This window comes from Micromonospora sp. WMMD723, assembly GCF_049863385.1.
GTDB lineage: Bacteria > Actinomycetota > Actinomycetes > Mycobacteriales > Micromonosporaceae > Micromonospora > Micromonospora wenchangensis.
Genome location: NZ_JBMKNR010000001.1, coordinates 3,135,125 through 3,155,869, shown reverse-complemented (window position 1 = coordinate 3,155,869; position 20,745 = coordinate 3,135,125). Strand labels below are relative to the sequence as shown.

Genomic DNA, 20,745 nt, shown 5'->3' with positions numbered 1-20,745 from the left:
GGGTCAGCTCGCGGTCAGCCGGGCCACGACCTCGCGGACGGTGTCCACCGGAATGGCGAACCCGAGGCCCACGCTGCCCTCGTCCTCCCCGGTGGTGGCGATGGCGACGTTGATGCCCACCACCCGCCCGGCGGTGTCGACCAGCGCGCCGCCGGAGTTGCCGTGGTTGATCGCCGCGTCGGTCTGCACCAGCCCGGTCAGGTCGTCCACCGACCGGTGCAGGGCCGAGACGATCCCGGAGGTGACCGTCCCGGCCAGCCCGAGCGGACTGCCGAACGCCAGGACGGTGTCCCCGACGGTCAGCGTGGCGTCGCTGCCCAGCGTTGCCGGGGTGAGCCCGGCCAACCCGGTCGCCCGCAGCAGCGCGATGTCCGCGGTGGCGTCCTGGGCGACCACGGTCGCCGGTGCGGTACGACCGTCGGAGAGGGTCACCGTGACCTGGCCGCCGGAGTCCACCACGTGCTGGTTGGTGAGGACGAGGCCGTCGGCGTCGAGGACGACGCCGGACCCGAGGCTGGTTTCCCGGGCCCCGGTCACCTCGACGGTGACGATGCTGGGCGACACGGCGGCGACCACCGTGGCGAGGGAGTCGATGGTGGCGGCGGAAACCGCCGCGACGCCCGTCGTCCCGGTGACGGCCGGACCCGCGGCGGCGAACCGGTCCACGACCAGCGCGCCGGTGCCGCCGCCCGCGACCATGAGCACCACGGCCGTACCGGCGGCCGCCACCCGTCGACGCCAGCGCGACGGGGGCGGGGGCGGAGCAGACGGAGGTGGCGGCGACAGCGGCGGGGCCGACGTGGGCGGCGACAGCGGCGGGGCCGACGGGGATGGCGACAGCGGCGGCTCGGCGGTCGGGACGGCCGCGGTGGTGGCCGCCGGGCGCAGCATGGTGTCGGACATCAGGTCACCGCCCCTCGGTCCGGGCGGCCCGCCCGGGCCGGAAACGGGCGGGCCGGTGGCTGTCGGACGGGCGGCGGTGGTTGTCGGGATGCGGCACGGGACCTCCTCGGTAGTGCGATGCACTCACCGTGCCGCGCCGGGCTGAGGTCCCCTTGTGGCGTGCCTGTGCGTCCGCCGTGTGGGGGCGCCGCCGCCCCGCCGGGGCGGCGCCGACGACGTCGACACGTCGGCGGACGACGAAAGCCGCGCCGGGGCGGCGCGGCTTTCGTCGGTGCGGTGCGGCGGTGCGGTCAGGGCGTCCAGTTCGGGCGCAGCGGGTAGCCGTTCACGCCGTCCGGGCCGTTGCGGGTGGCCAGCACCTGGTGCAGTTGGATGCCGTTGCGTTCGAAGGCCAACCGCGACCCGGCCATGTAGAGGCCCCAGACCCGGGCGGTGCCCCGGCCCACCTCGTCGACGCAGAAGTCCCAGTTCGCCACGAGGTTGCGGCACCAGGCGGCAAGCGTCGACGCGTAGTGCTGCCGCAGGTTCTCCTCGTGGTGCACCTCGAACCCGGCGTCGTGCACCTCGCTGATCAGGCGGCCCGGCCCGGCCAGCTCGCCGTCGGGGAAGACGTACCTGTCGATGAACGCGCCGGAGCGGTGCGGGGCCCGGTTGTCGGCCCGGGTGATGCAGTGGTTGAGCAGCCGGCCGCCGGGACGCAGCCGCTCCCGCAGCGCCCGGAAGTAGGCCGGATAGTTGCGTACCCCGATGTGCTCGGTCAGCCCGATCGAGGAGATCGCGTCGAACTGCTCGCGGGGCGCGTCGCGGTAGTCGAGGTGACGCACCTCGGCCAGCCCGGTCAGCCCCTCCCGGGCGATGGCCTCCTGCGCCCACTGCGCCTGCGCCCGGGACAGGGTCACGCCGAGCGCCGTGACGCCGTACTCGCGGGCCGCGTGCCGGACCATGCCGCCCCAGCCGCAGCCCACGTCGAGCAGGCGCATCCCCGGCTTGAGCGCCAGCTTGCCGGCGACCAGGTCGTACTTGGCCGACTGGGCCTGCTCCAGGGTGTCGGTCGGGCTGTGGTAGACCGCGCAGGTGTACGTCATCGAGTCGCCGAGCACCTTCTCGTAGAAGGCGTTGGACACGTCGTAGTGGTGCGAGATGGCGGTGCTGTCCCGGCTGCGGGAGTGCCGCAGCCCGCCCATCACCCGCCGCCAGCGGGGCAGCGCCTCCTGCGGCGGGGCCGGCGGGGGCCGCAGCCGCTCCCAGCCGAGCCCGCGCACCAGGGCCAGCCCCTCGGCCAGCGAGGGGACGCGCAGCCGCAGGTCCTGGAGCACCCGCAGGGCCTCGTACGGGTCGCCGGGGTGCACCCCGCCGAGCCCGAGGTCGCCGCTGACGTACGCCCGGGCCATGCCCAGGTCGCCCGGGGCGGTGAGCAGGTAGGACAGCCCCCGCTCGGAACGGATGTCGAGGGTGATCCCGGCGTCGGCCGGGCCGATCGCGCTACCGTCGTAGCCGGTGATACGGACCGGCAGGTCCCGCGTGGTGACCGCGCGGACGACGTCGGCGACGGTCGGTGCCCGCCGACCCCCCGCCGGCGGGCTGGCCGGGGCGCTCGCCGCCCCCTGTTCTCGGTCGGTCAGGCTCATTCTCGTGCAACCGCCTTCTCGTAAAGTCCGGTGAGCCGATGGTCCGGGTCGTAGCGGTCCTTCACGGCACGCCAGGTCTCCCCGCCGTAGAGCCCGTCGAAGGCCGCCCGGTCGTAGTACGCGTCGGAGTAGAGCGACTTGTGTCCGCCGAACTCCGACACCATCCGCTCGATGGAGCGGTTCACCTCGCCGTCCGCGGCACCCTCCGCGATCGGCACACTGCCCCAGAAGCCGATGTTGACGTACGTCTGGCCGGGGCGCAGCGGGTACAACGGCCAGGCGCGGGCGGAGCCGGGGCCGTCGGGCTCGCGCAGCCGCAACGGGCACAGCCACACCGGGGTCATCCCCACGTTCCGGTCGAACCAGCGCAGGAAGTCGGCCGTGCCGTCCAGTGGGATCTCGACGTCCTGCACGACGCGTTCCCGGGCCGGCCGGCCGCGCCACCGGTCCACCCGGGCGGCCACCTGGTGGCGGTGCTCCAGCCGGACCAGCCGGTGGTAGACGTCGCTGCGCCGCCAGCGGGCCGGCCAGAGCCGGCGTACCACCGGGTGCTGCACCCCGAACGCGGCCGAGCACCAGAACCAGTCGGTGTCCCACCGCCACAGGTAGTCGTGGCCGCTGAGGGTGTCGCGCACCCGGCGGCGCAGCGAGCGGTAGTAGATGTCCTGGCCGGTGTAGTCGCTGGGCCGCTCGGGCTCGTCGGTGAACGAGCCGAGCACCAGGTAGGACTCGCCGGGGCTGAACATGACGCCGTCCATCGCGTCGACCGGCCGGCCCTCCCACTCGCCCTTGGCGACCACGTCGGCGACGGCGGCGGTCAGCTCCTCCAGCCGGGTGAACCGGACGTTGCGCAGGGCCACCGCCCGCCCGACCGGTTGGAGTTCGATGCGCAGCCGGGTGGCGTACCCGAGGCTGCCCAGCGAGTTGGGGAAGGCGGCGAACAGCTCGGCGTCCGGGCCGTCGGGGCGGGCGGTGACGATCTCCCCCGCGCCGGTGAGGACGTCCAGCTCGATGACCGACTCGTGCGGGAGCCCGTTGCGGAACGACGTCGACTCGATGCCCAGCCCGGTGACCGCGCCGCCGAGGGTGATCGTGCGCAGCTGCGGCACGACCAACGGCATCAGCCCGTGCGGGAGGGTCGCGTCGACCAGGTCCTCATAGGTGCACATGCCCTGCACGTCGGCGGTGCGGGCCACCGGGTCGACCGACAGGACGCCGTCCAGGCCGCTGACGTCGAGCCCGGGGGTGCCGGTGGCCGAGCGGGGCCGGAACAGGTTGGAGGTGCGTTTGGCCAGGCGTACGGGGTGCCCGGGGGGCACGGCGGCGTACGACCGTCGCAACGCGTCCACCGCCAGCTCATGATCACGCAGCGCGCGCATGAGATCACCTTACGCTCGATGCGCCGTTCCGGGGGACCGCACCGCTGACCGTTTCGGATCAGCCGGCAACCTCCGACGCGGTGTCCTCACCGGCCTGGTCGGCGGGGTCGGCCACCCCGCCCGGCACCGGCGGAAGGGACGGTCCACGAGGGGCCCGCGACCGGGGCCCACCGGGGGCGTAGCGTGGTGGCATGCCGAAAGCCGTGTGGAACGACCAGGTCGTGGCCGAGAGCGACGACACCGTCCTGGTGGAGGGCAACCACTACTTCCCCCGAAGCACCCTGCGCGACGACCTGATCACCGAGTCGGCGACGCACACGGTCTGCCCCTGGAAGGGCACCGCCTCCTACTACTCCCTCACCGACGGCGACCGGACCAGTCCCGACGCGGTCTGGTACTACCCGGACCCGAAGCCCGAGGCGGAGCAGGTCCGCGACCGGGTGGCGTTCTGGAAGGACGTCCGGGTCGTCGACTGATCCCGCCGGCCCGCGGGCCGACTGGCCGTCGGCCCGCCCGGTGGGTCACCATGCTGGCATGGCCGTCCCCGATCCCCACCACGATCCGTCCGGCACCGTCTACGGGGCCCGTCGGGCGGCCCGCCCCGGGCTGCCCGGTGATCCGCTGATGCGGTTCGCGCTGGCCGCCGGCCTGGCGGGCGTACTGCTGGGGGTCTTCTTCGCCACCGGCGTGCTCGGCGGTGGCGGCTCCCCGCCGCCGGTGGTGCCGGCCGCCGCCGCGCCGACCCCGGCTGCCCCGACCTCGGCGGCCCCGACGACCAGCCCGCCGGCCGCGACCACGCCGCCACCCAGCCCGACCCCGCCGCCCACCACCCCGGCCACGGTCACCGGGCCGCTCGCGTTGCGGGCGGTCACCTCCGGCCTCTGCGTCGGCACCGACGGCGCGGGCGAGACGGCCACCGCCGAACTGGCCGTCTGCACCGGCGGCGCGGAGCAGCAGTGGGTCGCCAACCCGGTCGGGCCCGACGTGGTGACGCTCACCAACGCCGGGCACGGCCAGTGCCTCGACGTCGACAGCGGCAGCGGCGACGACGGCGCGCGGCTCCAGCAGTTCGGCTGCCACGGGCAGGCCAACCAGCAGTGGCGGGTGACCCCGGTCGGCACCGGTGCGGTCCTGCTGGTCGGCGTCGGGTCGGGCAAGTGCGCGCAGGTCCGCGACGACGGCACGGCAGCCGGCGACGACCTGGTGCAGGCCACCTGCACCGCCGCCGCCGGCCAGCAGTGGACCCTCGGCTGAGCACGTCCGGCAGGCGGGGAGGCTCAGCCCCGGTAGCTCCAGGCCCCGGCGGGCCGGGCCGGCGTCAGGACCGGCACCGGTGCCGTGCGGCGGCGCAGCAGCAGCGACAGCAGCCCGGCGCCGATGGACAGTGCCCCGGCCGCGTACCAGGCCGGGGCGTAGTCACCGAGCCGGTCACGGACCAGGCCGGCGGCGGTCGCCGCGAACGCCGCCCCGAACTGGTGCGCGGCGAACACCCAACCGAAGACCACCGCCGCCGCGTCGCCGAAGTACTCCCGGCACAGCGCCACCGTCGGCGGCACGGTCGCCACCCAGTCCAGGCCGTAGAAGACGACGAAGACCAGCATGCTCGGCCCGGTGCCCCCGGTGAACAGGGCGGGCAGCAGCAACAGTGACAGCCCACGCAGCCCGTAGTAGCCGGCCAGCAGCAGCCGGCTGTCCATCCGGTCGGTGAGCCAGCCCGAGGCGATGACGCCGACGATGTCGAAGAGGCCGACCAGGGCGAGCAGGCCCGCCGCCGTGGTCTGCGGCATGCCGTGGTCGTGGGCGGCCGGCACGAAGTGGGTGCCGACCAGACCGTTGGTGGTCGCCCCGCAGATCGCGAAGCCGCCCGCGAGCAGCCAGAACGGGCGGGTCCGGGCGGCGGCGGTGAACGCGGCCACGGCCCGCGCGGCGGCCCCACCGGCCGCCGGCGGGCGGGGCGTCACCCCGGTCGCGCCGTAGGCGGGCAGGCCGAGATCCGCCGGGTGTTCCCGCAGCCACCGGACCACCAGCGGGACGACCGCGAGCGCCGCCCCGGCCACCACCAGTGCCGCCGCGCGCCAGCCGTGGTCGCGGACCAGCACCGCGAGCAGCGGCAGGAAGACCAGCTGGCCGGCGGCCCCACCGGCGGTGAGCACCCCGGTGACCAGCCCCCGGCGGTGGACGAACCAGCGCCCGGTGACGGTGGCGACGAACGCCAGCGCCATCGACCCGGTGCCCAGCCCGACCAGGACGCCCCAGCAGAGGATGAGTTGCCAGCTCGCCGTCATGAAGACGGTCAGGCCGCTGCCCAGCGCCACCAGCGCCAGCGCGCCGGCCACCACCCGACGGATGCCGAAGCGGTCCATCAGGGCGGCGGCGAACGGTGCGGTCAGGCCGTAGAGCAGCAGGTTGACCGAGACGGCGGCGGAGATGGTGGCCAGCGGCCAGCGGAACTCGGCGTGCAGCGGGTGCAGCAGCACCGACGGGGTGGCGCGGAAGCCGGCCGCGCCGACCAGCGCGACGAAGGCGACGGCGGCCACGGTCCAGGCCGGGTGGAGACGACGGGCTCGGGTCACGCTCCGAGTCTGGGACACGCTCCGGCGGGCGACGAGTGGCCGGAAAGCCATGGTGCGCAATAATCGGGCCATGACCATCAGGCCGCACCGGATCGGCGTGCTCGCCCTCGACGGCGTGGTCGGCCTCGACCTGGGCACCCCGGCCCAGGTCTTCGGGGCCGCCCGCACCGCCGACCGGCTTCCGCTCTACACCGTCGACACCTGCACCCCGGGCGGTCGCCCGGTCCGCAGCTCCGCCGGTTTCCGGGTCCTCCCCGACCACGGGCTCGACCTGCTGGCCACCGTGGACACGGTGGTCGTGCCCGGCCTGCACGCCGGCCCACCGATGACCGACGGCACGATCGACCCGGCGGTCTCCGGCGCGCTGCACGACGCCCACCGCCGGGGCGTACGGATCATGTCGATCTGCACGGGCGCGTTCGCGCTGGCCGCCGCCGGTCTGCTCGACGGTCACCGTGCCACCACCCACTGGGCGCACGCCGACCGGTTCCGCCGGCTGTACCCGCACGTCGACCTCGACCCGGACGTGCTGTTCATCGATTCCGGCCGGGTGCTCACCTCGGCCGGGGTGGCTGCCGGCATCGACCTGTGCCTGCACGTCGTACGCGGCGACCACGGCAGCGAGGTGGCCAACCGGGCGGCCCGCCGGTGCGTGGTGCCACCCTGGCGCGACGGCGGGCAGGCCCAGTACATCGAACGACCCGTGCCGCGCACCCCGGCCAGCGGCACCGCGGCCACCCGGGAGTGGGCCCGGCAGCGGCTGCACGAACCGGTCGCCCTGCGGGACCTGGCCGCCCACGCCCGGATGAGCGTACGCACCTTCACCAGGCACTTCCGCTCCGAGACCGGCCTGAGCCCGGCGCAGTGGCTGCTCCAGCAGCGCACCGACCACGCCCGGCTGCTCCTGGAGACCACCGACCTGGCCATCGACCAGGTGGCCCGGCGGGCGGGCTTCGGCACCACCGCCGCCCTGCGCCAACACCTGAACACCCGGATCGGCGTCTCCCCCTCGGCCTACCGGCGCACCTTCCGCCGTACCCCCGCCGCCGGGGCGGCGTCAGGCGGGCTGCGGCTGGTCGCGGAGCATCCGTAGCTGCGCCAGGTGCCGGGGCAGGTGCACCCGGGCGTGCAGGTCGAGGGTGCGCGACCACGGCAACGGCTCGTCGACGACCAGGTCGAAACCCTCCCGCAGATGCGTCTCGACCGGGGTGTCGGCGGCCGGGCCGAGCCGGTCCACCAGGCCGCAGAGCCGGCCGCTGGTGGCGCGCAGCAGGGTGGCCAGGCCGGGCAGCCCGCCACACTGCGCGACCAGGGCGTCCAACTCGGGCCGGTGCACCCCGGTCAGGTCGTAGTAGGCGAACGGCGCCCCGGCCAGCACCGCCTCGGTCGCCTCGCTCATCAACTCGTCATTGGCGACCAGGTGCGCCACGATCCGCTCCGCGTCCCACCCGTCCGGCGGGGCCGGCCGGAACCCGCCCGCCCCGACCTCGGCGAGCAGGCTCCGGTAGACCGCACGCAGCTCCACGCCCCCAGTCAACCCCGTACCGCCGGGTCGGGTGGACGGTTGTGCCGCCCGGGTCACCCGGACGGGCGGCCCCACCCCCATGGCCCCGACACGGTCAGCGCCCGGAGCTGCGGCGGGAACGGAGGTAGTCGGAGACCACGTACTCGCCCAGGTCACCCAGGTCGGGGGTGAACAGGCGGCCCCGGGAACGGCGGGCCACCGCGTCCATGAACCGGCGCAGGCCCGGGTCCTCACCGAGCAGGAACAGGTTGAGCGTGACCCCGGCGCGGGCCAGCCGGTCCACCTCGTGGATGGTCGCCTCGACCGTCTCCGGCAGCGACGGCCAGTGGAAGTACGCCTCACCGTCGTCCGGGTCGAGGTGGGCGGTCGGCTCGCCGTCGGTGACCACCAGCACCACCGGCTCGGCCCCCGGATGCCGGCGCAGGTGCCGGCCGGCCAGCCGCAGCGCGTGCTGGAGGTTGGTGCCCTGCCGCAGGTCCGGCTCGACCGCCGCCAGCTCCTGCTGGGTCAACGGCACCGCCTCCAGGCCGAACCCCACGATCTGCAACGCGTCCTGCGGGAACCGGGTCGCCATCAGGTGCGACAGCGCCAGCGCCGTCTGCTTCATCGGCCCCCACCGCCCCTGCGACACCATCGAGTACGACAGGTCCACGCACAGCGCCACCGCCGCCGACGCCCGCCGTTCGGTCTCCACCACCTCGAAGTCCTCGACGGCGAGTTGCAGCGGCACGGTGGGGCCGGCCCGACGCACCGCCCGGGTGAGCGTGCGCACCACGTCCAGGGGCTGCTCGTCGCCGTACTCCCACTGCCGGGACGCCCCGCTGACCTCGCCGGCCGCCCCGGCCGTACGCAGGTCGTGCTGGCCGCGCGGGCCGGCGGTGAGGTCGGCGAAGACCCGACGCAGCGCGGTGCCGGCGAGTCGGCGCAACGCCTTCGGGCTGAGCGTCAACCCCTCGGCGTCCCGGCTCACCCAGCCCTGCCGGCGCAGCTCCCGCTCCAGCTCCCGCAACCGGCGTACGTCGTCGGCGGCGTCGCGGCCCAGCGTCCGGGCGACCGCGTCGACGTCCACGTCGTCCAGGGTGGCCCCCGGGTGCTCCTGGTCGAGGGAGTCGAGCAGCTCGTCCAGCTCGGCGATCTCGTCCAGCGCCCCGGTGGCCTCGCCGTAGCCGAGCGGCTGGTCACCCCGGACCCGCTCGCCGCGCTGCCAGTTCAGGTCGGGGCGCAGCGCACGCAGGTGGCCGTCGAGCGCGGACAGCTCACCGGCGAGCCGGTCACCGAGCGACTGCCGCATCAGCCCGGCCAGCTCCTCGCGCTGCCGGTCGGACAGCGACCGCATCAGCCGCTCCCCCGCCGCCGCCCGCCGGGCCAGCACGTCGACCAGCTCGTCGACGGTGCGCGGCTGCTCCGGGAAGAAGTCGCCGTGCCGGCGCATGAACTCGGCGAACGCGTCGGTGGTGTCCTCCGCGCGGGCGTGCCGGGCCAGCAGGTCGTTGAGGTCCCGCATCATCTCGGCGAGCTGCGCCTGCACGGCCGGGTCACCGGCGGCCCGCGCCGCGTCGCGCAGCCCGGCGAACCGCTGCTCCAGCACCTCGCCGCGCAGCCCGTCGAGAATCCGCTGGTACGCCTGCCGGGCCTCGTCGCTGGTCCACCGGTATCCGGAAAGCTCCTGCACCGCGCGGGCGGTGGAGCGGGGCAGGTTGTCCAGCACCGTCTCGGCGAACCGGGCGTCGTCGTCGGTGCGCCCGCGCAGCGCGTCCCGTTCCGCCGCGAGGGCCTGGTCGAGCAGCGCCCGGGACCGGGTCACCGCGCCGTCCAGGTCGCCCCGGCGCAGCGCCTCCCGCCGCAGCCGGCGGGCGCGGGCGGCCAGGTCGTCCAGGCCGCCCCGGTTGTTCGGGCCCCGGCGCAGCAGGTCACGCAGCGCCTCCCGCAGGCTGCCGCCGGCCAGCACCTCAGCGCCGACGGAGTCCACGGCGGCACGCACGTCGTACGGCGGGGCGAGCGGGTCGGGGCCGCCCTGCCACTGGCCGTACCGGAACCGGTTGCCGGCCATGCTCAGCTCCGACCGCCGTAGACGGTACGACCCGACTCGGTGACGTCCTTGCCGAGCCGGCGGGTCAGGTGCAGCCCCTCCAGCACGAACTCGACCCCGGCGGCGGCCTGCTCCGGGGTGGGCGCGTCGCCCAGCCCCAACCGGTCCAGCGCCTTGGCCAGCCCCGGCACGGTGCCGACCTGGCGCAGCAGTTCCGCCGAGGCGACCAGCTCACCGGTCTCGATCACCGCACCCTCGGCGACCAGCGCGGTGAACCCGGAGAGGTCCAGTCCGGCCAGCCGGGCCCGGAACGTCTCGGCCGTGGCGGTGCGCAGCAGGTGGGCCAGGATCTCGGTCTCCCGCCCCTCCTCACCGCTCTCGAACTCCACCTTGCCCCGCAACGTCGAGGTCACCGACACCGCGTCGCCGACCCGGGCGACCGGCGCCTCGGGCCGTGCCGTGGCGTCGCCCGGCGCGGTGCCGCCGGACGGCCCGGTCCGGGAGCCGGCGGGCCCGGCGAGCAGGCCGGCGCGGCGCAACGCGGCGGCGGCGACGGTCTCGGCGGCGGCGATGGCGAACCGGGCGGAGACACCGGAGCGCGGGTCCACCGACGACGACTCGCGCACCGCCCGGGCGAACCGGGCCAGCACCTCCAGCACGTGCTCCGGCACCTCGGCGACCAGGTCGGCCTCCTGCCGGATCAGCGCCAGCTCCAGCTCCAGGTCGACCGGGTAGTGGGTGCGCACCTCCGCGCCGAACCGGTCCTTCAGCGGGGTGATGATCCGACCCCGGTTGGTGTAGTCCTCCGGGTTGGCGCTGGCCACCAGGAACAGGTCCAGCGGCAGGCGGAGCTGGTAGCCGCGGACCTGGATGTCCCGCTCCTCCAGCACGTTGAGCAGCGCCACCTGGATGCGTTCGGCCAGGTCGGGCAGCTCGTTGACGGCGAAGATCCCCCGGTTGGTGCGCGGCACCAGCCCGAAGTGGATGGTCTCCGGGTCGCCGAGGGTGCGCCCCTGGGCCAGCCGGATCGGGTCGACGTCACCGATCAGGTCACCGACGCTGGTGTCCGGGGTGGCCAGCTTCTCGCCGTAGCGCATCGAGCGGTGCAGCCAGCCGACCGGCAGGTCGTCGCCGGCCTCGGCGACCAGCGCGCGGGAGGCCGGGGTGAGCGGGTGCAGGGGGTGCTCGTTGAGCACCGAGCCGGGCAGCACCGGGGTCCACTCGTCGAGCAGCGCCACCAGCGAGCGGATGAGTCGGGTCTTGCCCTGGCCGCGTTCGCCGAGCAGCACCATGTCGTGGCCGGCGAGCAACGCCCGCTCGACCTCAGGCAGCACGCTGTCGTCGTAGCCGACGATGCCGGGGAAACGGTCCTCGCCGGAGCGCATCCGGGCCAGGAGGTTGTGGCGGAGTTCCTGCTTGACGGTCTGGTACCGGTGTCCGGCGGCGCGCAGTGCGCCGAGGGTGCCCGGCAGGTCGGCGGGCGGGACCGGGAGAGCCTGGTTGGGCGCAGTCACCCGACCCACGCTAGCGCGGTCCCGGCCGCGCCGCCCCCGGCACCGGGATCGACCCCGACCGGCCCCCGGCCTGACAGCTCACCTCCCGAGGCGGGCCCGGACCAGCTTCGGCAGCGCGGCCAGGCCGGTGACCGGCCGGAACCGCCGGGCGGCGGCGGCCAGCGCGGCGTACTCGTCGGCGGGCAGGTCGATCTCGGCGGCGGCGGCGTTGCGTTCCACCTGCTCGACGCTCGACGCCCCCGGGATGGCCACCACGTTCGGGTGACGCAGCAGGTACGCCAGGGCGATCTGGCTGGGCGTGGCGTCGTGCGCGTCGGCCACCTCCCGCAGGGTGTCGATCAGCGCACCGCCCCGGGTCAGGTTCTCCGGCAGGAAGTACGGATTGGCCCGGCGCACCGCCCCGGTCGGCGGGTGCGACGCGTCGTACCGGCCGGAGAGGAAGCCCTGGGCGAGCGGGCTGTACGCGATGACGATCCGCCCGGCCTGCTCCGCGTACGGGATCAGGTCCTCCTCGGGCCCACGGTCGACCATGCTGTAGCGGACCTGGTTGCTCAGCACCCGCCGGCCCAGCGCGGCCTCGGCGAACCGCCACCGGCGCAGCGGATAGTTGCTGACCCCGACCTCGCCGACCAGGCCGACGTCCTGCAGGGCGCGCATGCCGCGCATGGTGTGCGTGTCGGCCACCACCGGGTTGGCCTGGTGCACCTGGTAGAGGTCGATGCAGCCGACGCCGAGCCGGGCCGCCGAGGCGACCGCCCGCTGCTGCACCACCGGGGCGACCGGCAGCAGCGGGAAGATCTTGCTGGCCACCACGGCCCGGTCCCGGTCGCCGTCGAGCGCCGCGCCGAGGATGCGTTCGCTGCGGCCGAAGCCGTACAGCTCGGCGGTGTCGAAGAGGGTCACCCCGAGGTCGAGGGCCCGCCTGACGATCTGCGCCGCCCGCTGGGCGTAGTCGGGCCCGTAGCCCCACTCGGTGGACCCGAACTGCCAGGTGCCCAGGCCGATCTTGGAAATGGGACGGGGGGTGTCGAGCGGGACGTAGCGCATGGCTCGAAGCTACCCCGGTGGCAGGCCCGCCGGGCCGGTCCCGCCCGGCCCGTCGACGGCGGCCCGCCGCCGCAGGTCGGGGCCGGGTTAGGGTCGGGGGCGTGACCTACCTCGCCGCGGCCGACCGCTACGACCGGATGACCTACCGCCGCAGTGGGCGCAGCGGCCTGCGACTGCCCGCCCTCTCGCTCGGGTTGTGGCACAACTTCGGGCCCGACCGGCCGTTCGACAGGCAGCGGGACATCGTCCGCCGCGCGTTCGACCTCGGCATCACCCACTTCGACCTGGCGAACAACTACGGCCCGCCGCCCGGCGCGGCGGAGGAGGCGTTCGGCCGGCTGCTCGCCACCGACCTCAAGCCGTACCGGGACGAGCTGGTGGTGTCCAGCAAGGCCGGCTACCTGATGTGGCCCGGCCCGTACGGCGAGTGGGGTTCCCGTAAGTACCTGATCTCCTCGCTGGACCAGTCGCTGCGCCGGATGGGGCTGGACCACGTCGACATCTTCTACTCCCACCGCTTCGACCCGGACACCCCGCTGGAGGAGACGATGGGGGCGCTGGACGCCATCGTCCGGTCCGGCCGGGCGCTCTACGTCGGCGTCTCCAACTACGACTCGGAGCAGACCCGGCGGGCCGCCGCGATCCTGCGTGACCTGGGCACCCCGCTGCTGATCAACCAGCCGTCTTACTCGATGGTCAACCGGTGGACCGAAGCCGACGGGCTGCTCGACACGCTGGCCGAGGTCGGGGCGGGCTGCATCGCGTACAGCCCGCTGGCCCAGGGGCTGCTCACCGACCGTTACCTCGACGGCATCCCCGCCGACTCCCGGGTCCGCACCAGCGTCTTCCTCGACGAGAGCGACGTGACCGAGGAGAAGCTCGCCACCGTCCGGGGCCTCGCCGGGATCGCCGCGCGGCGGGGACGGACGCTGGCCCAGCTCGCCCTGGCCTGGGCGCTGCGCGACCCCCGGATGACCAGCCTGATCATCGGGGCGAGCAGCGTGGCCCAGTTGGAGGGCAACGTCGCCGCCCTGGACCGCCTCGACCTCACCCCCGACGACCTGACCGAGATCGACCGCCTCCTGCCCTGACTGCCCTGACCCGTCGGCCTGGCCGGGCGGCCGGCCCGGCCGGCGCGTCAGGGCTGTTGGGTCGGAGTTGCGCTGTCCGGGCCGGGTGGTGCCGCCGTTGGGCCGACACTGCGTTGGCCGTGCGACAAGGTTGATCTTGCTGGGCGGGTCGGCCCGGCGGGCGTCACCAGACGCGGCGGCGGCCGGCCCGGTGGTTGCGGACGCCGCAGGGGCGGCCCGGGGGAACGGGGGCCGGGCGGCGCAGCCGGGTCGCCACCAGCGCCACCAGCAGCACGGTCACCACCACCGCCGCGCCCACCACCAGTCGGAGGTTGCCGCCGCCGACCTGGGTCACCGACGCCACCGGTACGCCCGCCTCCTCGGCCGGGCCGGCGGACCCGTCACCGACCGCAGTCGCTCCGGCGGGGACGGCCGGGTCCGGGCCGGGGTCGGCGGTCGTGCCGTCGGTCGGGTCGGCGGCGGCCGGGGCGGGGTCGACCGGGGTGGCCGCCAGCACGCCGTCCGCCGGGCGGAACAGCACGTCGGAGCAGGAATAGTAGGTGTCCGGGGTATCGGAGTTCTGCCACACCGTGTAGATCAGGTGCCGCCCGGTCAGCCCGGCGGGCAGCCGCCCCGGGATCTGGTACGACCCGTCCCGCAGCGGCGGGTCGGTCACCGACAGGAACGGGATCGTGTCGAGATCGGACCAGCGCAGCGGGGTTCGCGGGTCGTACCCGGAGCGGGTGGTGTAGAGCCGGAAGGTCCCCTTGTGCGGGATGGTGCCCCGGTAGCGGAACGTGTACCTCGCACCGGCGGTCAGCTCGGTCGCCGGCCAGTCAGTCCGGGCCAGGTCCAGCCCCCGGTAGGCCGACAGCCCGCCGCTGCACAGCTCGCCGTCCGGGATGCGCTGCCGGTCGCGGCCGTTGACGCCGTACACCCGGATGTTGTCCCACTCGCGCACCGCCGCGCCGGCCGACACCGCCGCCAGGCAGGCGGGCGTCGAGACGTGCGGCCCCTCCGGGCCGCAGGCCGCCGAGCGGCTCAACGGGCTGGTCGGTGCGCCGTGCGCGGCGGCAGGGGCCGCGTCGAGCAGCACGGTCACCGCCACGACCGCGAGGGCGGCGAACGTTGCGCGTACGGTCATCTGGTCGACCTCCCGCCCTTGGTACGGACGCGGGCGGGCAAAGGTTCGACGGTACGGCGTGCGGGCCGGCGGCGCAGGGCCGGTTGCCTCTACAGTGACCGCACTTCCCGCATCAAGGAGCGCACGTGTCCGAGCCGGAACCGACGTCAGACTCCCCCGGGGGCAGCCCCCCGCCCGAGGCTCCGCCCGCCCCCGGGACGCCGTACCTGTTGGCCATGTCCGCCCGGGACGGGATGCCGCCGGCGATCAGGTGGCCCGGTCGGGCGGATGAGCCCGGCTGGGCCATTCCGGTCCAGGTCCCGGACGGCACCCTCGGGTACGCGGTCTTCCTGCCCCTGGTGCCGGCGACCACCGACACCCCGCCCGGCACCGCCGGACCGGTCGTAGCGCCCCTCCCCGCTGGCGACGGCCCGGCCGGCACCGCACCACCGGTGACCTCGACCGGGCCGGCAGCAGCCGCCGACGGATCACCGTCGACCACGGCAGCGGCAGGCCCGGCGACCCCGCCGGGGACGGCGACCGGCACCGTGGCAGCGGCCGGCACGACAGCCGGTGCCACGGGGGGCAACGCCACGCCAGCCGGTGCCGCGCAGGGCGGCACCGCAGCGGCCGACGTCGCGAAGCCCGGCTCGACGAAGGCCGCCCCGACGACGACCGAGGTGGCACCGGACGGCCAGGCGGCGGTCGAGGTGGCACCGGACGGCCAGGCGGCGGCCGAGGTGGCACCGGACGGCCAGGCGGCGGTCGACGTGGCGGCGGCCGGCGGGGCCGGCCGGTCGGTGAGCGTGCCGGCACCGCGCACCGCGGCGGGCTCGGCGGACGACGCGCCGACCCCGGCCGGCCGACCCGCCCCGGTCCCGGCCACCGCCCCGACGACGCCCGGCCCACAGTCCGGTCCGGGTCGGCCCGTACCCCCCGGTCAGCAACCGCCCCCCGGGGCCGGCGTGCCCGCCCCCGGTCGGCCGGGGGCCGGCGGGTTCGGTACCGACGGGCGGCCGGCGCAGTGGGGTGGGTCACCCGGGGCCTGGGCCCCGGTCCCGCCCCCGCCGTCGTTCCTGAGCACCCGGTGGCCCGGTCCCGGACCCGCCACCGGCTGGGCGGTGCCGGCGGCGGTGCTGGCCGGGGCGTTGGGCGTGGCGTGCTTCGTCCCGCTCACCCGCACCGGCATCGGCTGGTTCCTCGGCTGGCTGGTCCTCACCGTCGGGGTGGTCGCGGCCGTCCGGCGCAACGCCGACGCGCTCACCCGCACCGACCGGCTGATCCGGGGCGGCTGGGCGGCGGCCGCGCTGGCGCTGCTGGCCGTGCTGGCGTTCCGTAACGCCTGGTGGCTGGTGACCTTCTGCGTCCTCGGGGCGCTGGGCTGCGCGACGTTGGCGATCGTGGGCGGAAGACAGGTCCGGTCCATCCTGTTCAGCCTGGTCGCGGCCCCGTTCGCGGCGCTGCGCGGGCTGCCCTGGGTACGGCGGCACGTGACCGCCACCGGCGGCGGCCAACTGGTGCCCCGGGTCGTCGGCTCGGTCGCCGCCACCGTCGTGGTGCTGCTCGTCTTCGGTCTGCTGCTGTCCTCCGCCGACGCCGCGTTCGACCAGGTGCTCGGCGCGGTGGTGCCCGAGGTCAACGTGGACACCGTGTTCCGCTGGCTCTTCCTGGCCGCCGTCGGTGGGTCGATCGCGGTCGCCGCCACGTACACCCTGGCCGCGCCGCCGGACCTGTCGACCGTCGACCGGGAGGGTCGGCGGCGACTGGGCATCCTGGAGTGGGCCCCGGCCATCGCCGCCCTGACGCTGCTCTTCGTCGGTTTCGTCGCGGTGCAGTTCACCGTGCTCTTCGGCGGTCAGCGGCACGTCCTGCGTACCGCCGGCCTGAGCTACGCCGAGTACGCGCGCAGCGGGTTCTGGCAGCTCACCGTGGTGACCCTGCTGACCGTGGCCGTGCTGGGCGGGGTCAGCCGCTGGGCGCGACGGGAGAGCCGGGCCGAACGGGTGCTGCTGCGGGTCCTGCTCGGGCTGCTCAGCGCGCTCAGCGTGGTGATCGTGGTGTCGGCGCTGTCCCGGATGTACACCTACCAGAAGGTCTACAGCTTCACCGGGGAACGGATCTTCGTGATGGCGTTCGAGCTGCTGCTCGGCGCGGTCTTCCTGATGGTCCTGGCGGCGGGCGTACGGTGGCGGGGCCGCTGGATCCCCGGCGCCACCGTGGGGCTGGCCGTGGTGATGCTGCTCAGCCTGGCCGTGCTCAACCCGGAGGACTACGCGGCCCGCCGCAACATCGCCCGGTACGAGCAGTCCGGCAAGATCGACGCCTGGTACCTGCGGGCGCTCTCCGCCGACGCCACCCCCGCCCTGGCCGACCTGCCGGACCGGATCCGCCGCTGCACGCTGAGCTGGATCGACGACGACCTCGCCGAGCCCGACCCGTGGTACGCCTGGAACCTGGGCCGCAGCCGGGCCCGCGCGGAGTTGGAGCGGCTGGGCCCGCGCGCGGTCGGCGGGCAGAAGGACTGCAAGGCCGCCGACCAGTTCGACCTGCCGAAAACCCGGCGCACCCCGCGCTGACCTCCCTGCGCCGCCCGGCCCCCGGTCTCCGGCCGGGGGCCGGACCGATCTCGCTGCCCGGCCCGGTCGCCTGACCGGGCCGGGCAGCGGCGTCCGGACGGCGATTCGACCCCGGCGGGCAACCCCCGGTGCCGGACCCCGCGTGACTATCTCGACAAGGGGATCGGAGGCCCGGATGGGTGATCGCGACACGGCGTTCGCGGCGTACTTCGCGGCACGCTCGGAGGCGATGCGCGGCACCGCGTACCTGCTCTGCGGCGACTGGCACCGGGCGGAGGACCTGGTGCAGACCGCGTTCACGAAGCTCTACCTGGTCTGGAACCGGGTGTCCCGGCACGAGGTGCTCGACGCCTACGTACGCCAGATCCTGGTGCGGACCTTCCTCGACGAGCGACGGCGCGGCTGGTGGCGGCGGGAGCGGGTGGGTGGCGAGCAGACCGAACGGCCGTCACCGCCTGACTCGCCGGAGAACCGGCTGGTGCTGCTCCAGGCGCTGGCCGCCGTGCCGCCGCGCCAGCGGGCCGTGCTGGTGCTCCGGTACTGGGAGGACCAGTCCGTCGACGAGGTCGCGGCGGTGCTCGGCTGCTCCGCCGGGACGGTGAAGAGCCAGTCGGCGCGCGGCCTGGAGACGTTGCGTGGCCTCCTGTCCCCCACCCTCAGCGGCACCCGGAAGGGGCAACCATGAACGGCGAAGAACTGCGTGAGGCACTACGGACCGAGATGGCCGCCACCGCCCGGCCACCGTCGTTGAGCGTGGACACCGCGCTGCGGAGCGGCCGACGGGCCCGGGTACGCCGTCGTGCCGTCTGGGCCGGGGCCGGCGTGACGGCGGCGCTGCTCGCGGTGACCGGGGTCGGGGCGGTCGGCGCGGCCGGCTCCGGGGGGTTCACCCCGGCGGCGCCGGGCGTCGGCACCGTCCCGCCACCGTCGGTGCACGACACCAAGCCGGCGTGGCCGACCGGCCCGGACGGCCGACCCCAGGAGGACCGGACGGCGCGGGCCGGCACCCGGTACGACCAGGCGACCCGGCTGCTCGACGACCTCGTCGCGGTGGTGCCGGCCGGCTACACCGTGCCGTCGGACCCGGCGAACCCGCCCGCCGGTCAACCGCCGTCGCGCGACCACCAGGCACAGTTCGACGACAGGGTGGACGGCGTCGAGGTGTGGAGCTACACGGCCTCAGCCACCATCCGCCAGGGACAGCGGACGGGCCGGGTGCTCGTCGAGGTGCACAGCGCCGGCAACCGGCTGCCGGCCGAGCCGTGCCCGCTGGCCCGACAGTTCTGGGTCACGGCGGGCGCGTGCGAGGTGGTGACCGTCGGCACGACGCAGATCGGTGTGGTGGTCCGCGCCGCCGCCGACGACCGGTTCGACCAGTGGGCGGCGTACCGGCATCCGGACGGCACGGTGGTCTTCGTGGCGCAGTCCCGACGGCTCGGCGACGGGCAGCCGGAGCTTGCCGCCCTGCCGTTCACGCCGGAACGACTCGCGGTCCTCGCCACCGACAGCCGGTTCCACCTGCGCTGAGCGCGGTTCCCCGGGCGGCGGGCCGGGCGCGGGGCGCGGGCGGGCCGGGCAGCGGCGACGGGGGCCGCCGACCCGGGCCGCGCGGGCGACGGGCCCGGTCGCGGTGACGACGGGGCGGTACGGTCAGCGGCCGGTGCCCGCCGCGCGGATCGGCTGGGCCCGCCACCCGGCCTCGTCCCGGGGCGGGTGCGGCGGGCGGGCACACAGGACGTACGACTCGGGGGCCATCGCGCCGTGCCGGCCGCCGAGCGTGGCCATCACCGCCGCGTGCAGTTCCCGGGGGCCGACGCGCGGGTCCGCCGGGGCGGCGTAGCCGACGAGTGACCGGGTGCCGCCGGGCCCGCCCCGCAGGACGATCCGGGCGGTCGGGTCGCCGGCCGCGGTCCGGAGCACCTGTTCGCTGGCGGTGACGTCGATCCAGGCGGCGTCGATCTCCACCCACTCCGGGCCGCGTACCACCGGGTCGAGGTCGACGAGATCGCCCAGCCGGGCGAGGTCGACGTCCCGGTCGGCGGCGGTCAGCAGGATGCGCTCCATCGACCACAGCAGTGCCGCGGCCTCGTCGGTGGTCACGTGCCGGACGTCGTGGGTGAGACCGACCACGACGGTGGGCCGGGTGTGCAGGATGGTGAGCCGGACCGGGTCGGTGGTGGTCGCGTCCAGGCCGCTCTCCACCTCGGTTCCGTGCACCGGCACCCCCGCCCGCCCGTCGAAGACGCCGCCCCGGGTGCTGCTCATGTCGTTGATCACCAGGTCCCGGTGCCGCTGGCAGCCCCGCTGGGAGCCGATCGACTGGACCGACTCCTCCACGGCGGTCGCGTCGAAGTAGGCGTACTGGTAGGCGTTGAAGATGGCCAGGTGGGTCCGGCGCAGGGTCTCGTGGAACGACGGGGCGGGGCTGAACGGGACCAGCGCACTCTGCGCGATGCTGCCGACGAAGTTCTGCATCCGGGGCAGCGCGCGGTTGCTGTAGAGGGCCTCCAGCGCGGCCAGTTCGGTGCCCGTCCACCAGGACAGCAGAGTCGCCGTGGTGGTGACGAGGACGCTGGCCGGGGTGACCCTGGTCCGCCTGGCGACCGCGTCGATCGCCTCGGCGACCGGCCCGGACCGCAGGGTCGCGAGGCGGAACTCCGGCGGCCCCTCCCGACGGGCCGGCACCGAGAGCAGGCAGGGTGGGATGGTGTGCAGTTGCTGCCGCCAGTAGGCGAGGGTCCTCGCCATCCGACGCCGCGCCTGCGGGGTCCGCTCGTACTCGGCCTGGTCGGCGGGCTGCCAGACCGGGGGGCCCACCGTGCGGTCGACGGGGGACGCGACGAGCGCGACGAGTTCGTCAAGCACGAGGTTGGCGGTCACCAGGTCGGCGACGGCGTGGGAGAACTCGAAGACGGCCCGGACGGGCACCCCCGAATCCGTGGTGACCGCCATCCGGACGGGGAACTCGGCGCCGTGGTCGAACGGGCGGGGCGGGTCGCTGATCCAGGTCCGGTCGTACGCCCCGGACCCGAGTTCGAGCAGCAGCAGGTCGACGTGCCCGTCGCGGGTCACCACCTGGGCCCGTTCCACGCCGGGGCCCACCTCGTACACCGTGCGGAGTCCCTCGTGGCGGGAGACCAGCACGCCTACCGCCGCGCGGACGTCGTCGACGGTACGCCCGGCGGGCAGGTCCGCGTACCCGACGAACACCGCGCCGCTGCCCTCGTGCGGCAACCAGTCGAACACGTTGCTCTGACCGTGGGGCATCGGCCACCGGCCCGAGCGGAGCCCGGCGAAGGGCACCCGCACCGTCCGTACGGCGGTCGACGTCTCGGCTGTGGTCATCTGGCTACCCCCGGGTCGGGACGGGTCGGGCGG

The 20,745-nt window shown here is 75.3% G+C and carries 17 protein-coding genes; 7 read left to right on the top strand and 10 right to left on the bottom strand.

The features are described 5' to 3' along the window. Positions 1–3 precede the first annotated feature (3 nt). The 3 genes from ACN261_RS14285 to ACN261_RS14275 all read right to left on the bottom strand — a co-directional run bounded on the left by ACN261_RS14285 (position 4) and on the right by ACN261_RS14275 (position 3,910). The gene (locus ACN261_RS14285) at positions 4–903 is read right to left on the bottom strand and encodes a S1C family serine protease (protein ID WP_421485777.1); all 900 of its coding nucleotides are present in this window, start codon (positions 901–903) and stop codon (positions 4–6) included. 290 nt (positions 904–1,193) lie between these two features. After that, a complete protein-coding gene (locus tag ACN261_RS14280; RefSeq protein WP_421485776.1) occupies positions 1,194–2,531 on the bottom strand; it encodes a class I SAM-dependent methyltransferase in 1,338 nt (445 codons plus the stop codon). After that, a complete protein-coding gene (locus tag ACN261_RS14275) occupies positions 2,528–3,910 on the bottom strand; it encodes an FAD-binding oxidoreductase (RefSeq protein WP_425850503.1) in 1,383 nt (460 codons plus the stop codon). The genes ACN261_RS14280 and ACN261_RS14275 overlap by 4 nt, the downstream gene beginning before the upstream one ends. 191 nt (positions 3,911–4,101) lie before the next feature. On the opposite strand from ACN261_RS14275, the gene ACN261_RS14270 reads away from it, so the two are divergent. Both ACN261_RS14270 and ACN261_RS14265 read left to right on the top strand, forming a co-directional pair. Next, on the top strand, positions 4,102–4,386 hold the full coding sequence (locus ACN261_RS14270) for a DUF427 domain-containing protein (protein WP_421485773.1): 285 nt from the start codon (positions 4,102–4,104) through the stop codon (positions 4,384–4,386). A 58-nt stretch (positions 4,387–4,444) separates the two neighbouring features. Then, a complete protein-coding gene (locus tag ACN261_RS14265; RefSeq protein ID WP_425850501.1) occupies positions 4,445–5,164 on the top strand; it encodes an RICIN domain-containing protein in 720 nt (239 codons plus the stop codon). Positions 5,165–5,187: 23 nt separating this feature from the next. On the opposite strand, the gene ACN261_RS14260 is transcribed toward ACN261_RS14265, so the two are convergent. Further along, positions 5,188–6,483, bottom strand: coding sequence for an MFS transporter (locus ACN261_RS14260; RefSeq protein ID WP_425850498.1), 1,296 nt, complete (start codon positions 6,481–6,483; stop codon positions 5,188–5,190). 70 nt (positions 6,484–6,553) lie between these two features. On the opposite strand from ACN261_RS14260, the gene ACN261_RS14255 reads away from it, so the two are divergent. After that, a complete protein-coding gene (locus ACN261_RS14255; RefSeq protein ID WP_421485769.1) occupies positions 6,554–7,576 on the top strand; it encodes a GlxA family transcriptional regulator in 1,023 nt (340 codons plus the stop codon). Here ACN261_RS14255 and ACN261_RS14250 read toward each other — a convergent pair. The 4 genes from ACN261_RS14250 to ACN261_RS14235 all read right to left on the bottom strand — a co-directional run bounded on the left by ACN261_RS14250 (position 7,541) and on the right by ACN261_RS14235 (position 12,598). Then, the gene (locus ACN261_RS14250; RefSeq protein ID WP_421485768.1) at positions 7,541–8,008 is read right to left on the bottom strand and encodes a hypothetical protein; all 468 of its coding nucleotides are present in this window, start codon (positions 8,006–8,008) and stop codon (positions 7,541–7,543) included. The genes ACN261_RS14255 and ACN261_RS14250 overlap by 36 nt on opposite strands. Before the next feature lie 94 nt (positions 8,009–8,102). Then, complete coding sequence (locus ACN261_RS14245) at positions 8,103–10,058, bottom strand: VWA domain-containing protein (protein ID WP_425850495.1); 1,956 nt, start codon at positions 10,056–10,058, stop codon at positions 8,103–8,105. A 2-nt stretch (positions 10,059–10,060) separates the two neighbouring features. Continuing rightward, positions 10,061–11,560 carry a magnesium chelatase gene (locus ACN261_RS14240; RefSeq protein ID WP_421485766.1) on the bottom strand — a complete coding sequence of 500 codons (1,500 nt, stop codon included), beginning with the start codon at positions 11,558–11,560 and terminating at the stop codon, positions 10,061–10,063. A 69-nt stretch (positions 11,561–11,629) separates the two neighbouring features. Continuing rightward, complete coding sequence (locus tag ACN261_RS14235) at positions 11,630–12,598, bottom strand: aldo/keto reductase (RefSeq protein WP_425850493.1); 969 nt, start codon at positions 12,596–12,598, stop codon at positions 11,630–11,632. A gap of 101 nt (positions 12,599–12,699) precedes the next feature. Here ACN261_RS14235 and mgrA point away from each other — a divergent pair, with 101 nt between their 5' ends. After that, positions 12,700–13,689, top strand: coding sequence for an L-glyceraldehyde 3-phosphate reductase (gene mgrA, locus ACN261_RS14230; protein ID WP_425850490.1), 990 nt, complete (start codon positions 12,700–12,702; stop codon positions 13,687–13,689). 163 nt (positions 13,690–13,852) lie between these two features. Here the strand turns inward: mgrA and ACN261_RS14225 are convergent, their stop codons facing one another. Further along, positions 13,853–14,812, bottom strand: coding sequence for a lytic polysaccharide monooxygenase auxiliary activity family 9 protein (locus ACN261_RS14225; RefSeq protein WP_421485763.1), 960 nt, complete (start codon positions 14,810–14,812; stop codon positions 13,853–13,855). Between the two features lie 125 nt (positions 14,813–14,937). Between ACN261_RS14225 and ACN261_RS14220 the strand changes: the two genes are divergently transcribed. The 3 genes from ACN261_RS14220 to ACN261_RS14210 all read left to right on the top strand — a co-directional run bounded on the left by ACN261_RS14220 (position 14,938) and on the right by ACN261_RS14210 (position 18,894). Then, positions 14,938–17,367, top strand: coding sequence for a DUF4153 domain-containing protein (locus ACN261_RS14220; protein WP_425850488.1), 2,430 nt, complete (start codon positions 14,938–14,940; stop codon positions 17,365–17,367). 175 nt (positions 17,368–17,542) lie between these two features. Next, positions 17,543–18,052, top strand: a complete 510-nt coding sequence (locus ACN261_RS14215; RefSeq protein WP_421485761.1) for a SigE family RNA polymerase sigma factor — start codon at positions 17,543–17,545, stop codon at positions 18,050–18,052. Beyond that, positions 18,049–18,894: a hypothetical protein gene (locus tag ACN261_RS14210; protein ID WP_425850485.1), complete on the top strand. Its 846-nt coding sequence runs from the start codon at positions 18,049–18,051 to the stop codon at positions 18,892–18,894. Before ACN261_RS14215 ends, ACN261_RS14210 begins: the two co-directional genes overlap by 4 nt. A 123-nt stretch (positions 18,895–19,017) precedes the next feature. Here the strand turns inward: ACN261_RS14210 and ACN261_RS14205 are convergent, their stop codons facing one another. Next, positions 19,018–20,712 (bottom strand): condensation domain-containing protein, encoded by a 1,695-nt coding sequence (locus tag ACN261_RS14205; RefSeq protein WP_425850483.1) that lies wholly within the window; start codon positions 20,710–20,712, stop codon positions 19,018–19,020. Positions 20,713–20,745: the final 33 nt, after the last annotated feature.

Coding starts and splice junctions, on each gene's coding strand:
- ACN261_RS14285 (WP_421485777.1), bottom strand. CDS start 903: ATGTCCGACACCATGCTGCGCCCGGCGGCCACCACCGCGGCCGTCCCG.
- ACN261_RS14275 (WP_425850503.1), bottom strand. CDS start 3,910: ATGCGCGCGCTGCGTGATCATGAGCTGGCGGTGGACGCGTTGCGACGG.
- ACN261_RS14205 (WP_425850483.1), bottom strand. CDS start 20,712: ATGACCACAGCCGAGACGTCGACCGCCGTACGGACGGTGCGGGTGCCC.
- ACN261_RS14265 (WP_425850501.1), top strand. CDS start 4,445: ATGGCCGTCCCCGATCCCCACCACGATCCGTCCGGCACCGTCTACGGG.
- ACN261_RS14280 (WP_421485776.1), bottom strand. CDS start 2,531: ATGAGCCTGACCGACCGAGAACAGGGGGCGGCGAGCGCCCCGGCCAGC.
- ACN261_RS14225 (WP_421485763.1), bottom strand. CDS start 14,812: ATGACCGTACGCGCAACGTTCGCCGCCCTCGCGGTCGTGGCGGTGACC.
- ACN261_RS14245 (WP_425850495.1), bottom strand. CDS start 10,058: ATGGCCGGCAACCGGTTCCGGTACGGCCAGTGGCAGGGCGGCCCCGAC.
- ACN261_RS14210 (WP_425850485.1), top strand. CDS start 18,049: ATGAACGGCGAAGAACTGCGTGAGGCACTACGGACCGAGATGGCCGCC.
- ACN261_RS14255 (WP_421485769.1), top strand. CDS start 6,554: ATGACCATCAGGCCGCACCGGATCGGCGTGCTCGCCCTCGACGGCGTG.
- ACN261_RS14235 (WP_425850493.1), bottom strand. CDS start 12,598: ATGCGCTACGTCCCGCTCGACACCCCCCGTCCCATTTCCAAGATCGGC.
- ACN261_RS14215 (WP_421485761.1), top strand. CDS start 17,543: ATGGGTGATCGCGACACGGCGTTCGCGGCGTACTTCGCGGCACGCTCG.
- ACN261_RS14270 (WP_421485773.1), top strand. CDS start 4,102: ATGCCGAAAGCCGTGTGGAACGACCAGGTCGTGGCCGAGAGCGACGAC.